Annotated in this window: 11 protein-coding genes; 7 read left to right on the top strand and 4 right to left on the bottom strand. The window is 65.5% G+C overall.

All coding sequences use genetic code 11. From position 1 onward, the window contains the following. Positions 1 to 300: 300 nt before the first annotated feature. The 3 genes from AC1D0N_RS04780 to AC1D0N_RS04770 form a co-directional block, all read right to left on the bottom strand. Complete coding sequence (locus AC1D0N_RS04780; protein WP_477241965.1) at positions 301 to 975, bottom strand: BA14K family protein; 675 nt, start codon at positions 973 to 975, stop codon at positions 301 to 303. A gap of 103 nt (positions 976 to 1,078) precedes the next feature. Next, entirely contained in the window at positions 1,079 to 2,197 is a 1,119-nt protein-coding gene (locus AC1D0N_RS04775; protein ID WP_477241963.1) for a KamA family radical SAM protein, read from the bottom strand. Between the two features lie 121 nt (positions 2,198 to 2,318). After that, on the bottom strand, positions 2,319 to 4,022 hold the full coding sequence (locus AC1D0N_RS04770; protein WP_477241961.1) for a BTAD domain-containing putative transcriptional regulator: 1,704 nt from the start codon (positions 4,020 to 4,022) through the stop codon (positions 2,319 to 2,321). Positions 4,023 to 4,159: 137 nt separating this feature from the next. Between AC1D0N_RS04770 and AC1D0N_RS04765 the strand changes: the two genes are divergently transcribed. The 5 genes from AC1D0N_RS04765 (at position 4,160) to AC1D0N_RS04745 (ending at position 10,033) form a co-directional block, all read left to right on the top strand. Continuing rightward, entirely contained in the window at positions 4,160 to 4,825 is a 666-nt protein-coding gene (locus tag AC1D0N_RS04765; RefSeq protein ID WP_477241959.1) for a peroxiredoxin, read from the top strand. Positions 4,826 to 4,937: 112 nt separating this feature from the next. Then, positions 4,938 to 6,080: an NAD(P)/FAD-dependent oxidoreductase gene (locus AC1D0N_RS04760; RefSeq protein ID WP_477241957.1), complete on the top strand. Its 1,143-nt coding sequence runs from the start codon at positions 4,938 to 4,940 to the stop codon at positions 6,078 to 6,080. A 146-nt stretch (positions 6,081 to 6,226) separates the two neighbouring features. After that, positions 6,227 to 7,885 (top strand): acyl-CoA synthetase, encoded by a 1,659-nt coding sequence (locus AC1D0N_RS04755; RefSeq protein WP_477241955.1) that lies wholly within the window; start codon positions 6,227 to 6,229, stop codon positions 7,883 to 7,885. Between the two features lie 274 nt (positions 7,886 to 8,159). Continuing rightward, positions 8,160 to 9,053: a hypothetical protein gene (locus AC1D0N_RS04750; protein WP_477241953.1), complete on the top strand. Its 894-nt coding sequence runs from the start codon at positions 8,160 to 8,162 to the stop codon at positions 9,051 to 9,053. Positions 9,054 to 9,184: 131 nt separating this feature from the next. Further along, the gene (locus AC1D0N_RS04745) at positions 9,185 to 10,033 is read left to right on the top strand and encodes a class II aldolase/adducin family protein (RefSeq protein WP_477241951.1); all 849 of its coding nucleotides are present in this window, start codon (positions 9,185 to 9,187) and stop codon (positions 10,031 to 10,033) included. A 38-nt stretch (positions 10,034 to 10,071) separates the two neighbouring features. Here the strand turns inward: AC1D0N_RS04745 and AC1D0N_RS04740 are convergent, their stop codons facing one another. Continuing rightward, positions 10,072 to 10,716, bottom strand: a complete 645-nt coding sequence (locus AC1D0N_RS04740; RefSeq protein WP_477241949.1) for a TetR/AcrR family transcriptional regulator — start codon at positions 10,714 to 10,716, stop codon at positions 10,072 to 10,074. A gap of 137 nt (positions 10,717 to 10,853) precedes the next feature. Between AC1D0N_RS04740 and AC1D0N_RS04735 the strand changes: the two genes are divergently transcribed. Together AC1D0N_RS04735 and AC1D0N_RS04730 are read left to right on the top strand one after the other, a co-directional pair. Beyond that, entirely contained in the window at positions 10,854 to 11,987 is a 1,134-nt protein-coding gene (locus AC1D0N_RS04735; protein WP_477243084.1) for an alpha-hydroxy acid oxidase, read from the top strand. A gap of 321 nt (positions 11,988 to 12,308) precedes the next feature. Continuing rightward, positions 12,309 to 13,847, top strand: a complete 1,539-nt coding sequence (locus AC1D0N_RS04730; RefSeq protein ID WP_477241947.1) for a winged helix-turn-helix domain-containing tetratricopeptide repeat protein — start codon at positions 12,309 to 12,311, stop codon at positions 13,845 to 13,847. The last annotated feature ends 90 nt before the right edge of the window (positions 13,848 to 13,937 follow it).

The following is a 13,937-nucleotide window of genomic DNA, read 5'->3' as shown; positions in this document are numbered from 1 at the left end:
TGTTGCTCCTGGGCGAAACCGGCCGGCCACATCCTTCTAGATACGCGGAGGCCGGTTGCTCAGCGCACGGTCGTCTTGGTCCGTCCGTTCGCTGTTGGGCCGCTTCATAGGGCCGTGGTGTTTGGCCGAGCGTGGGAGCCGGCGTGGGAAGAGGTGCGAAAAGTGTGGGATTTTGCATTGAATGCGGCCGGAAGTGCTGCGAAACGCGCCATCGCGGGCCTGTTCGAGCCCAGGAATATGCTCAATTGCGGAAAGGTTGTTCCCGGTCGCTGAAGTCGACAGGCGGCGCCGGAGCCCGCCTCATTGGCACTGCCTGCGCGGGCCGCCGGAATAGGGCTGGTAGGTGTTGTCTTCCGGCCGATAGGAGCGGTAGCGGCTGAAGCAATAGTCTACGTGGTCGGGCGAAAGCTGGGCGCCGCCCTCGTCTATCGCTCTCTCATCCGTCGAGGCGTAACCATCCATCGAAGCGTCGTCTGCCTCGACGTAGTTGACGGCATCGAGCGGCTGCGAGGCGCGCCCGGCGGCGGCGGCGTCGAGATAGGGCGAGATACAAGGGCGCTGCTGCCCGCTGTAGGACATGTAGCTGTTGTCGTCCGGACGGTAGGATCGGTAGCGGCTCGCGCACCAATCGACATGGGCGGCCGGCAGTTCGGCCGAGGCCTGTACTTCGCCTGTCGAAGGCTGGATGGCGGAAGTTGCAATCGCGTCGGTGGCAGCCGGGGTCTCCCGCGGTGCAACACCCGCCTCCGCTTTGGCCTCCGGCACGTCGGCTTGCTCGACCGGGATGCGCTCCAGGGTCTGCGCCGCCTTGTTCACCGGCCGCGCGTCCCTGGTCCAGAGTTCCGCGACCCCGATGCCGGGTGTCGCCTGGTGCACGGGCTTGGCGACGAGAAGCCAGGTGGCGAAGGCAAGGCCGCTGGCGAAGACCGCAAGCGTCAGTACAAAGCCACCGACTATTCCCAACAAGGCCTTCACGCTGCGCTCCTCCAGCGTTCCATCCAAGAGAGAATGCGGAGCGTTGAATCCGGTTCCAAGAAAGAGTTCTGGGGTGACCATGAACGCCGCTTGGCGCCCTGCCTTATTCGCCAACAACCTCCGTATACGCCCTCACCTCGCCATCGAGCCCGCGCATCCGCCAGCTCTCCCCGTTCTGCGCCTCGACATAGCACGGCCCGATCGGCACTTTCCCACCGCCTTCCGGCAGGTCCAGCACATAGACGGGGTTGCAGATGCCCGACAGGCGGGCGCGCAGCGCGGCGGCCAGTGCCTGGCCCTGTGCAATGGTGGTGCGCCTGTGCGCCATGCCGCGCGCGAGGTCGCCGTGGTGCAGGTAGTAGGGTTTTATCCCGAGGCGGTACATCAGCTCGCGGCAGAGCTCCTCCAGCACCTCGACCGTGTCGTTGACGCCTTTGAGGAGAACGCTCTGGTTGAGCAGCACGAAGCCGGCTTGCCGCAGCATGCGGCAGGCCGCTTCGGTGGCGTCGGTGATCTCGCGCGCGTGGTTGAAATGGGTGACCACGGTGACCATCAGCCGGCCCTGCAAGGCGGCGACCAGCCCTGAGGTGATGCGTGATGGCAGCGCCACCGGCACGCGCGTGTGGATGCGTAAGAGCCGCACATGCGCGATGGCCTCGAAGCGCGTGAAGATTTCGGCCAGCGCCTTGTCGGGCAAGGACAGCGGATCGCCGCCGGTCAGGATCACCTCGCGGATCTCGGGATGCTCAGCGATATAGGCAAAGGCCGGCTCCAGCGCTTCGCGCGTATAGCCGCGGCCAATCGCGGTCAGCGACTCCTTGCGAAAGCAGAACCGGCAATAGACCGCGCATTGATAGGTCGGGAACAAAAGCACCCGGTCGGCATGGCGATGCGTCAGGCGCGGCACCGGGCTGAAGTCATGGTCGGCGATCGGGTCGTCGAGCTCGCCGTCCTGCTCCTGCAGCTCGTCGGGCGACGGGATGACCTGCGCCCGGATGGGGTCGGCGGGGTCGTTCCAGTCGATCAGGTCGAGATAGGCTTTGGGGATGCGCACCTTGTGGTTCGCGGCAGCAGCTTGCGACGCCGCGCGCTCGGCTGGCGAGAGCGGCAGCGAGGCGAGATCGCGCACGTGGCGCACGCCGGCGCGGACGTCGTCCTGCCAGGCGGCGTCGGGGGACGGGATGCACTCCATTGCGTCGTGAAGGTTGGAGTCTGAAGTCATCGGGGTTCTCGGGGGCAATTTCCGGCGGAGCTATCGGCCGGATGGCAAGTTGGGTCAACCATCTGCTTGCCGCAGAGTGCCAACCTCGTTCATCCGCAACCAAGCTTGGCGCGGCTGCCCCCTACCCTTCTTGGCCCATGCGGGCCAGGCAGCGGGCCTGGTCGCGCGGGCGGCCAAGCTCCTGGTAGCGCGAGGCCGCCTCGTCGAAGGCGGCGAGCGCGCGGATCTCGTGGTTCTGCGCCCGCCGCTGCACGCCGCGCGCTTCCCAAAGGGCCGCCGCCCAGGGACCGCCATGCCACATGCCGGCGATGCGCTCGGCGTCGTTCAGGCGGCGGTCGACCTGGTCCAGCTCGCCGGCCTCGGCGAGCGCGATTGCCGAGGCCGTGCGCAGCGCCATCGAACAGGGCTGGCAGGCACCCGGGGTTAGCAACCGGTCGCCGGCCAGGATTTCTTCCGCCACCATCTTGGCTGTCGTCGCCGCGCGCACGGCCAGCGCCTGCATGCGCATGATCAGGTGCGGCGACAGCCATGAGCGTTCGGCGTCGGCGAGACCGCGCTGGATGAGCCGGCTGGCGCGCCATTTCTGGCCGCGCTCCAGCGCAATCTCGGCCAGCCGCTCTATTGCCAGCACGCGGCCGGCCACCGCATCCGCCTCCAGCAGCAGCCGCTCGGCCTCGGTCAGGTGGCGCTCGGCCTCGTCGAGGTCGCCCGAAAACAGCGCCGCCTCGCCCAGAAGCAGGCAGGCAAGCCCGCGGCCGGCTTGCGATCCGGCCTGCTCGGCCACTGTGAGCAGCTCGCGGGCGAGGCCTGCGACTTCGGCATGGCCCGAGGCGCTGCACAGGCAGAATTCGGACAGGCACAGGTGACCATCGAAGACATGCTGCACGAAGGCCGGCTTGGCGCGGACCCATTCGATGAATTCGGAGCGGAACAGTTGCGGCCACTGCGCCCGCATCATTGAGGCGAGGCCGAGCAGCGCGCTCGCCTCGCCGACTTCGCGCGGCAGGTCGGCACCGAGCGCCAGGTCGCGCGTGTGCCGGGCGATCTCGCTTGCCTTGTCGAACTCGCCGCTCTGCAGATGCACCAGACCCCAGGCAAGCGAGGTGCGGATGCGCTCCGACGGGCTGACGGTCTCGGTGCTGGAGAGGGCCAACGCCTTCTCGTAGAGGGCGATGGTCGCCGCACTCGGCCCGACGCCGAGCTCGGCGTGCAGGTTCTCTCGCAGCTGGTTGAACTGGCGAATGGCCTCGACGCGGTTGCCGGCATCGAGTGCCACCTGCATGAGCGCGCACTGGGCCTGCTCGTCGGCGGGGTCGAGCGCGATCAACCGCTGCCACAGGCCGCCGGCGCGCAAAAGGTCGCTGTAGCGCTGCTGCAGTTGCGCGCGCGGCGTGTCGAGCCACTCGACGAAAAGATCGTCCGGCAACAGCGTGCCGCCATAGAAATCGGCGGCACGCTCATAGGCGCTCTTGTCACCACCGTGTAGCGCCGCCTTGGCGGCGGCCTCGAAGCTTTCGGCGTCGATCTCGAGCTCGGCATGCGGGGCAAGCGAGACGATGTCGTTGCTCACCTCGATCAGGTCGTGGACGCCGAGCGTGCGGCGCGCGAAATGAATGGCCTTGCGCAGATTGGCGCCGGCTGCCTCGGGATCAGCGTCGGGCCAGAAAATTTCCATGGCCTGCTCGCGGTGGATGCGATGGCCAGGCCTGAGCGCCAGCAGCTTGACCAGGGCCGCGGCGCGGTCGCGCCGCCATTCGGCCGCCGGGATCGGGCGGCCATCGACGCTGACGGCGAAGCGGCCGAGCAGATGGATCGAAACGCGCATGCAGGCACCATCAGGAAAGGTCCGGCCATGGCGGCGCCAGAGCCGTCACCAACGAGGGGGCGTCGGGGAACGCTGGCGGAACATAGATTTCCTAATATGCCCCCGCAATCGAATTCCAACCGGAAAGGAAAGCAACCATGTCACTCCGTATCGCAGACATCGCCCCCGACTTCACCGCCGAGACCACTCAGGGCAGCATCAGCTTCCACGAATGGCTGGGCAAGGGCTGGGGCATCCTGTTCTCCCACCCCAAGGACTACACGCCGGTGTGCACGACCGAACTCGGCTACATGGCGCGCCTCAAACCCGAGTTCGACAAGCGCGGCGTCAAGGTCATTGGCCTCTCCGTCGACCCGGTCGAGAAGCATGCCGGCTGGGCCAAGGACATTGCCGAGACGCAGGGGATGGCGCCGAACTTCCCGATGATCGGCGACCCGACGCTCGCCATCTCGCAGCTCTACGACATGCTGCCGGCGTCGGCCGGCAACAGCGCCGACGGCCGCACCGCCGCCGACAACCAGACGGTGCGCAACGTCTACGTCATCGGCCCGGACAAGAAGATCAAGCTGGTGATATCCTACCCGATGACGACGGGCCGCAACTTCGACGAGGTGCTGCGCGTGGTGGACTCCCTGCAACTGACAGCCAAGCACCGCCTGGCGACGCCGGTCAACTGGAAGCCCGGCGACGACGTCATCATCGCCGGGTCGGTGTCGAACGACGAAGCCAGGCAACTCTACCCGCAGGGCTGGAAGGAGCCAAAGCCCTACATCCGCATCGTGCCGCAGCCGGTCCTGACCTGACATCCAAGGCGGCGAGGCCAGCAAACAGGCATCTCGCCGCCCGCCTTTTTCCGAGCAACCCGGCGACTTCAGCCTCCGGCAAGGCGCCAAGACAGATCCGAGGGGACTTGAGATGAACACCGCAAGCAAACCGCGTATCGTCGTCCTTGGGGCAGGCTTCGGCGGCCTCGAATTGACGACGCTGCTTTCCGAGGCGATGGGCGACAGCATCGACGTGACGCTGATCGACCAGAGCGATTCCTTCGTGTTCGGCTTTTCCAAGCTGGACGTGATGTTCGGCCTGAAGACGCCGCAGGCCGTGCGCCTGCCCTACAAAAGCTATGCCAAGCCGGGCGTCAGGATACTGAAGCGCACGATCACAGGGATCGATCCCGAGAGGCGCCGGGTGACCACCAATGACGGCGTGTTCGAGGCCGACCACCTCGTGGTTGCGCTCGGTGCGGAATATGATTTCGACGCCACGCCAGGGCTTTCGGGAACCAACGAGTTCTACACCGTGGCGGGAGCGGAGCGGCTGCGCGACGTGCTGCCCACTTTCAAAAAAGGCAAGGCGATGGTCGGCGTCTGCGGGGCACCCTACAAGTGCCCGCCGGCGCCCAGCGAATGCGTGCTGATGCTGCACGACTATCTGGTCAGGCAAGGCGTGCGCGCGGACTGCGAGATATCATTGGTGCTGCCGCTGGGCAGCCCGGTGCCGCCCTCGCCCGACACCTCGCGGGCGCTGCTGGCGGCCTTTGCCGAACGCGACATCAAGTTCATCCCGAGCCGCCGCGTCGCCTCCGTCGACAATGCCCGCAATTTGGCGGTGCTCGACGACGGCACGGAAATGCCGTTCGATCTCTTCCTCGGCGTTCCCAAGCATCGCGTGCCGCCGGTGGTGCTGGAAAGCGGCATGGCCGAGAACGGCTGGATCCCGGTCAATCCGCGCACGCTCGAAACAAAATACGAGAACGTCTATGCCGTCGGCGACGGCGCCAACACCGGCACGCCCAAGGCCGGGGTGTTCGCCGAAGGTGCGGCGCGCGCCGTTGCCACCGGGCTCATCGCAAAACTGCGCCAGAGCGGCAGCGGCTCGCTCTATGACGGCTTCGGCACCTGCTATATCGAGTTCGGCGGCGGCCGCATCGGCAAGGTCGAGGTCGATTTCTTTTCAGGCCCCGCGCCGACCGGAAAATACCACGAGCCCTCGGTAGCGCTGCGCGCCGACAAGGAGACTTTTGGATCGAGCCGGCGCTCGCGCTGGTTCGGCCTCTGAGGCCGGAGGATGAAGACCGCTCAGGGGGCTGAGAACCCCCGGGGCGGTCCTGGCTCCTCATCGACCACGAGCGCGATCTTGGGTATCCTGCCGGCCATGACGATGGTCCACAAGGAGGTGGACGCCGCTACGGGAGGAATGCCGCGATGGTTGGAGCTTCGACCGGCTTGCCGCGCTATGAGGATGCCGTTCAACGCTTTCGCATCGAGGATGAAGTCGCGCGCCTTGATGGCGACCCTGCGACCGGCATCAACGCCTATCTCGAATGCTGCGGCCGCTACACTGGCCAGAATCGTCTGGCGCTGCGCGCCATCTCGGCCGGCGGGAGCCTGAGCGAATTCAGCTTCGACGATCTCGCCGACATGTCGGGACGCGCAGGCACCCTGCTGAAGGATCTGGGCGTCGGCCCCGGCGATGTCGTCGCCGGCATGCTGCCGCGCATTCCCGAACTGGTGGCGTTCATCCTTGGCACCTGGCGCATCGGCGCGGTCTACCAGCCGTTGTTCACCGCCTTTGGCCCGAAAGCCATCGAGCACCGGCTGGGCTACAGCGGCGCGAAGCTGGCGGTGACCAATCCGGCCAATCGTGGCAAGCTCGACGAGATCGAAAAGAGCCCGCGCGTCGCGACCATCCTCGGCGCCGGCGACACCGTGCCGGCAGGCGACATCGATTTCCGCGCCGCCCTTGCCGCCGCCTCGCCCGATTGCCAGCCGGTGCTGCGCAAGGGCGACGACCTGTTCATGATGATGTCGACCTCGGGCACGACCGGCCTGCCCAAGGGCGTGCCGGTGCCGCTCAAGGCGCTGATGTCGTTTGGCGCCTACATGCGCGAGGCGATCGGGCTGAGGCCCGGCGACGTGTTCTGGAACATTGCCGATCCCGGCTGGGCCTATGGCCTCTATTACGCCATCACCGGGCCGCTGCAGCTCGGCATCGCCACCACCTTCTATGAGGGCGCCTTCAACGCCAAAAGCACCTACGACATTATCGAGCGGCTGGGCGTCACCAGCCTCGCCGGATCGCCTACCGCCTATCGCCTGCTGATGGCCGAAGGCGCCGCGGCCGCTGCCCGCATCAAGGGGAAGCTCAGGGTGGTGAGCAGCGCCGGCGAGCCGCTCAACCCGGAAGTGATCCGCTGGTTCGACGCCCACCTCGCCGCCCCCATTCATGACCATTACGGCCAGACCGAGAACGGCATGATGGTCAACAACCATCACGGCCTGTCGCACACGGTGCGGCCGGGCTCGGCAGGTTTCCCGATGCCGGGCTATCGCATGGTGGTGCTGGACGAAGCGGGCCGGGAGCTTGGCCCCAACCAGCCCGGCATTCTCGCCGTCGACATCGCCAATTCGCCGCTGCGCTGGTTCGACGGCTATCACCAGGCGGAGACGCCGGCGATAGCAGGCGGCTATTACCGCACCGGTGACACGGTCGAGTATGAGCCGGACGGCTCGGTCTCGTTCATCGGCCGGGCGGATGACGTCATCACCTCGGCCGGCTATCGCATTGGCCCATTCGACGTCGAAAGCGCACTGATCGAGCATCCGGCGGTCAACGAGGCGGCGGTGGTCGGCGTGCCCGATCCGCAGCGCACCGAGATCGTCAAGGCCTTCGTGGTGCTGGCGTCGGCCTACCAGGGCAGCGAGGCGCTAGCCGAGGAACTCGCGCAGCATGTCAAGAAGCGGCTCTCGGCACATGCCTATCCGCGCGAGGTCGATTTCGTCACCGAATTGCCAAAGACGCCGAGCGGCAAGATCCAGCGGTTTTTGCTGCGCAAGGCGGAGGTGGAGAAGCGCAAGGGCTGACGCTGCGCCTGAGCGCCAATCTCCCCCCTCGAGGGGGAGATGGCCGGCAGGCCAGAGGGGGTCGCTGCGCGTGAAGCGCCGGCGTCCTCGGCGGCGATAGACGACGCTGGCGAACTATGTGAGACGACCCCCTCTGTCGCCTTCGGCGACATCTCCCCCTCGAGGGGGGAGATCAGCGGCTCCAACGTCGGCGTTTCCAGCCTTGTTTTAGCCTGATCTTGTCTTCAAACGTTCGTATTGTCCTTGGATACAACGTAGAGCGGAGAGCTACATCATGCGGCTGGTCTGGACATTTCTGTTCGCGCTCGCGAGCAGTGCTGCTTTCGCGGCTTCGCCGGAGGACGACTATATCGCGGCGCGCGACAAGGCGATTTCCGCAATCGCGGCGCTGGCAAGCTCGAACGCACCGGTGGAAACGCTCGATGCCGCCGGCGCAAAAGCGCTGGCCGATCTCGAAAGGCGTCTTTCCGCCCTTGTCGGCCCCGTGACGGTCAAGGATTTTCCGGCAACCGGCACGATCAATCTCGAAAGCCTCAGCGATGCCGATATCGGCTTCGGCATGCTCGACGGGTTGAGATACGCCAAAGGCGACGACGGCCCGAGCCTGGTGGCAACGACCCGGGGCCTGCTCGAGCGCTGGCTGCAGTCCAGAGCCGCCGAGACCGACGAGAGCTTCAAACTGCCCGCCGGCATCGATGCGGCGCTGAAACTCGACGCCTTCTACACGCAGGCCATCAACAGCGACGCCGCATTCGAGGGGACGCTCGACTTGCCGCTGAAGAAGCCTGAAGGCGCCGACCTGGCTTTTGCGCGGCTCGGCGGCTGGACGCAGGATTTGGGGCCGATTGACGACCAGCAGGTCATCGTCACCCTCGTCAAGGGCAACAGCGTGATGATCGCCTCGGCGTCTGCGGCACGCCCTGTTCCGAAGATCGCGGCCTGCGACGCCGTGTGGACTGCTGCGAACGCTGCCGCCCAGAAATTCCAGGAGGCTTACCAGGCTTCGGACCTCAAGGACGAAACGGCGTTCGATGCCGCCAACGCCGCCATGGAAAAAGGCGACGCCGACTATCGCACCTGCATGGGCGAGCACCTGCCTGATGACCCGGCCTTCCCGGCGCTGCTCAAGCAGGTTCAGGAGCTTGCCGATCACATGGCCGGCAAGTAGGCTCTCGCTGATCCTGGTCGGATCATCGCCACGGCACCGAACAGTTTCGCATCTATTCGGAAGAATTCGGAAGTATTGATGCCGCCTTTGAGACGCTGTCTCGAGGCTTCTCCAATCTGGAGCCTGCCGTCATGCAGACGGTGCAGGACTTCAAGGAGGACGCCATGAACATCGTCACGTCAATTCCCGAAAGCGATTTGGCCGTCAGCAAGCAGGCGGCGTATGAGCCTCTTTTCAAACGGCCACCCAGCTTCGAAAACCTGGAACAGGAGCGGCAACACCGGAAGGAAAGACTTGCCGCCGGCTTCCGCATCTTCGGAGCGCTGGGCTTCAGCGAAGGCGTCGCCGGACATATCACGGCGCGTGATCCGGAATTCACCGACACGTTCTGGGTCAATCCGTTCGGCATGCATTTCGCGCATGTCACGGTCTCCGACCTCATCCGTGTCGACGCCACGGGCGCGGTGGTCGAGGGCACGATGCCGGTCAACGTCGCCGCCTTCGCCATTCATCATCAGATCCACGCGGCACGGCCGGATGTGGTGGCGGCTGCGCACACGCATTCCATCTATGGCAAGGCGTGGTCGGCGGTCGGCCGGCTGCTCGACCCGATCACGCAGGACGCCTGCGCCTTCTACGAGGATCACGTCTTCTTCGATGACACACGGGTGATGGTCACGGAGGCGAGCGAGGCGGCGCGGATCGCCGAAAGCCTCGGCGGCCACAAGGCGGCGATTCTGCGCAATCACGGTCTGCTCACGGTTGGCCAGACCGTCGACGAAGCCGTCTGGTGGTTCATCTCGATGGAACGCTGCTGCCAGGCGCAGTTCCTCGCCGAGAGCGTGGGCACGCCGCTCCAGGTAGACCCGGAAAACGCCCGTGCCACCCGCGCCGTGAACGGAACGGCACAAGCTGGCTGGTTTCAATGCCAACCGCTGCACGACCGCATCCTCAGGCAACAGCCTGATCTACTTGGATAGGTTCGCGTGCCCGCACCTGGCCAACGAAGGCATGATCGTCAGCCCGCAACGTCGGGTCCATTCACGATCAGCCTTTTGGCTGCGGCGGCCGCGGCAGTGCAATAGTTTCGGTCGCCATGGATCAGGATCATGACCATCGCACCCTCGACAAGCAGGAGCAATTCGCGTGCCCGCTCACCCGGCGATGCCACCTTCGCTTCTACGAGAAGGGTTGCCAGATGCTGTTCCATCAAGGCTTTGTGCTGGCGCGCCATCGAGCGTGCGGGATGCCCCGAGAGATCGGCAAGCTCGATTGCCAGCCGGGTGAACCCCGACCCCGCCCACCGTGGCTTGGCCGACCATGTTGCCAGTCCACCGAAGAGCTTGTCGACCAGTTTCTCCGGACCACCTGACAGGTCGATGCCGTAGGTCTGGAACTCGGCGAAAGCCCGTTCATGCTGTGAGGCAAGCACAGCGGTCAGCAACGCGTCCTTGCTGTCGAAGTGATAGTAGAGCGTCTTCTTGGTGACGCCGGCGGCGCTTGCGATCTCATCCATGCCGACGCGAAAGAATCCCCGGCGGCGAAAGAGCTTATACGCCGCCTGCAATATCACTGGCCTGGTGTGGTCGGACGATCTGGGCACGGGGCTGAGGCCGATGAATGTATACTCGCTAGTGAGTTTACATCCGCGCGGTCGCGACATTCAATGGACTAGAATTGGCTAATATTCGTTGGGAGCCGACGATGGACAGGCTGATCACCGCAGTGCCCGATCTCCAACAATTCAGGGAAGCCACAACCTTGGGCGACCGGGCCAAGGCGCCACCGGCGCCTTCGCTCCTGAAGACCATGACCTGCATCGAGGATCTGCGGCAGGCCGCCCGCCGCCGCGTTCCCCGGGCCTTTTTCGACTATGTCGAGGCAGGCTCCTACTCGCAACAAACCTTGCGCGCCAACAGCGCCGATCTGGCGCGGCTCACTTTCCGCCAGCGCGTGCTGGTCGACGTTTCGCAACGGGATACGGGGACGATGATCCTCGGCGAGAAGGCTTCGCTGCCGATCGCGTTGGCACCAATCGGCATTGGCGGGATGCAGTGGGCCAATGGGGAAATCCTCGCCTGCCGCGCCGCACAGGCGGCCGGTGTTCCCTACACACTCGGGACAATGGCGATCTGCTCGATCGAGGACGTTGCCGCGGCGGTCGAGAAGCCGTTCTGGTTCCAGCTCTATGTGATGAAAGACCGCGGCTTCGCGCGTTCGCTTGTCAAGCGGGCGCTCGCTGCACGCTGCAGCGCGCTGGTGCTAACCGTCGACCTGCAGGTGCTGGGACAGCGCCACGCCGACGTCAGGAATGGGCTGTCGGTTCCGCCGGCGCTGAAAGTACGAAATCTTCTCGACATGGCGACCAAGCCCGCCTGGGCCTGGAGGATGCTCACTGCCAAGCGCTGGACGTTCGGAAATCTCGCCGGCCATGTGAAAGGCGAGCAAGGCGTCAAGGAGCTCGCGGACTGGGTGTCGCATCAGTTCGATCCCACACTCAACTGGAATGACGTCGAGTGGATCAGGAGCATCTGGCCAGGCAAGCTGATCATCAAGGGTATTCTCGACGTCGACGATGCGCGCGCCGCCAGCAAGGCTGGCGCAACCGCGATCGTGGTGTCCAACCATGGTGGCCGGCAGCTGGACGGTGCGCCATCGACGATCTCCAAGCTGCCGAAGATCGTTGAAGCGGTGGGCTCCGAAATCGAGGTACTGTTCGACGGCGGCGTTCGGTCAGGCCAGGATGTGATGCGCGCGCTCGCCCTTGGCGCCAGAGGCTGCCTGGTCGGGCGAGCCTATATTTACGGCCTCGGTGCCGGCGGAGAGGCTGGTGTGGCGACCGCCATTGAGATCCTTCGCAAGGAACTGTCCGTCACCATGGCGCTGACCGGCACGAGAAGCATCGACGAAGTCGATGAGCGGGTGCTGAACTAGCCGAGTCGTCCTGGATGGGGCTGTCGTTGTGGCATTGGGCGCCGCTGTGGTTTCCGTTGCCGCGGCGTTTCTGGCAGGCGATGTAGTCCGCCACATAGCGCTCGAGGGCGGCGCGGAATACTTCGTCACGTGGGCACGTCCTGCTCGCTGGAACGGCTTGCTCGGTCTCCGTCTCTAACTCCACACGGTCAAAAACAACAGCAGACATTTCCGGCTCTCCTGTCTCAAAACGTGGTGACAGGGTGAGCCCAGCGGGCGGTGGCGTCGCGGGCGCCTGCCCGAATACTTCCGAAAAGCTCCGAAAAGATGTTAGTTTGCGCCATGGTGGGGAAGCGTTTTGCCTTCGGTCCGTTCGAGCTCAACCCTGAAGCGGGAACGCTGCTCCGGCAGGGCCTGCCCGTTCCGGTCGGCTATCGCGGCGTGCTGCTCCTGGCGGCGCTGGTGGAACGACCCGGCGAAGTCCTGTCCAAGGCGGCGCTGATGGACGCGGCATGGTCGCAAGCGGCGGTCGAGGAAAGCAATCTCTCGGTCCAGATCGCATTGCTGCGCAAACTGCTTGGGCCGGGACCCGACGACGCCGAGTGGATCGCGACAATCCCCCGGGTCGGCTACCGCTTCGGTGGCGCCGTGGAGTGCCTCGACACCGCTGCTGCCCCATCCGACAGTGCCGAGGCCGGGCCGTCCATCGCCGTGCTGCCCTTTGCCAATCTCAGCGACGACGCCGAGCAGCAATATTTCGGCGACGGCCTCGCGGAAGACATCATCACCCGACTGGCGCGGCTGCGCTGGCTGTTCGTGTCCGCCCGCAACTCATCATTCACCTATGGCGGCAAGGCGGTCGACGTGAAGCAGATCGGGCGCGAGCTCGGCGTGCGCTATGTGCTCGACGGAAGCGTGCGCCGTTCCGGGCAGCGGCTGCGCATCAACGCCAGGCTGAGCGACGCAGACCACGGGCGCCAGATCTGGGCCGAGCGCTACGATGCGGAAATCGCCGATTTCTTCGCGCTGCAGGACGAGATCGCCCAAAGCGTCATCGGCGCCATCGAGCCCAGGCTCTACATTGCGGAGCAGGAGCGTTTCCAGAGCCGGTCGCCCGGCAACCTCGATGCCTGGGGCTTCGTGATGAAGGCGATGCCCTATGTCTGGACCTGGGCTTCGCTGCCGGATTTCGAGATCGCCGAGCGGCTGCTGAAAAAGGCTGTCGACATCGACCCCGACTATCCGCGCGCCAACTGCCTGATTGCCTGGGGCCTCGCCGCAAAGTCGATGCTTGGACTGGCTGATTCGGAAGCCGCCCTGCCTGCTGCCCACGACATGGCGCAACGGGCGATTCGCAGCGACCCGGAGGACCCGTGGACGCACTTCGCCACGGGCTTCGTGCATATGGCCTCGCGCCGCTTCGACCCGGCCGTGAAGGCCCTGTCCGAGGCGATCACTCTCAATCCGAGCCTCGCCTACGCGCATATGATCCTCGGATCGACCTATGCCTATGCGGGCATGCCCGACGACGGCCTGCACCATGTCGCGCTGGCCGACCGGCTCAGCCCGCGCGATTTCACGCAAGCAGGCAGCCTTTCCGTCGCTGGGCTCTGTCATTTCATGGCCGGGCGTTACGCCGAGGCGGCCGAATTCGAGCGGCGGGCGGTGGATCTCAGGCAGAATTTCGGGACGGCGTGGCGCACATACGCCGCCTCGGCCGGCATGGCTGGCGACCGCCCCACCGCCGCCCACGCGTTGTCGCAGACACGGCGCCTGCATCCATCCGTGTCCGTGGACTGGGTCGAGAAATACCACCCCATCGTGCACGAAAGGGATCGGGCACGCTACATCGAGGGGCTGCGCGTCGCCGGGCTCGACTGATCGAGGAGGCCGGGTCAATACCGGTCATGGCGAAGCAACCTTGGTAGACCGAGCTCCCATCCGCTTCCCAATCCGTCAGCTCCGCAACCA

This window comes from Mesorhizobium sp. P2_E10 (assembly GCF_056404235.1).
The sequence above is the reverse complement of the archived record's forward strand: the minus strand, read 5'-3'. Positions and strand labels throughout refer to the sequence as shown.

Coding starts and splice junctions, on each gene's coding strand:
- AC1D0N_RS04775 (WP_477241963.1), bottom strand. CDS start 2,197: ATGACTTCAGACTCCAACCTTCACGACGCAATGGAGTGCATCCCGTCC.
- AC1D0N_RS04770 (WP_477241961.1), bottom strand. CDS start 4,022: ATGCGCGTTTCGATCCATCTGCTCGGCCGCTTCGCCGTCAGCGTCGAT.
- AC1D0N_RS04765 (WP_477241959.1), top strand. CDS start 4,160: ATGTCACTCCGTATCGCAGACATCGCCCCCGACTTCACCGCCGAGACC.
- AC1D0N_RS04760 (WP_477241957.1), top strand. CDS start 4,938: ATGAACACCGCAAGCAAACCGCGTATCGTCGTCCTTGGGGCAGGCTTC.
- AC1D0N_RS04755 (WP_477241955.1), top strand. CDS start 6,227: ATGGTTGGAGCTTCGACCGGCTTGCCGCGCTATGAGGATGCCGTTCAA.
- AC1D0N_RS04750 (WP_477241953.1), top strand. CDS start 8,160: ATGCGGCTGGTCTGGACATTTCTGTTCGCGCTCGCGAGCAGTGCTGCT.
- AC1D0N_RS04745 (WP_477241951.1), top strand. CDS start 9,185: ATGCAGACGGTGCAGGACTTCAAGGAGGACGCCATGAACATCGTCACG.
- AC1D0N_RS04740 (WP_477241949.1), bottom strand. CDS start 10,716: ATGTCGCGACCGCGCGGATGTAAACTCACTAGCGAGTATACATTCATC.
- AC1D0N_RS04730 (WP_477241947.1), top strand. CDS start 12,309: ATGGTGGGGAAGCGTTTTGCCTTCGGTCCGTTCGAGCTCAACCCTGAA.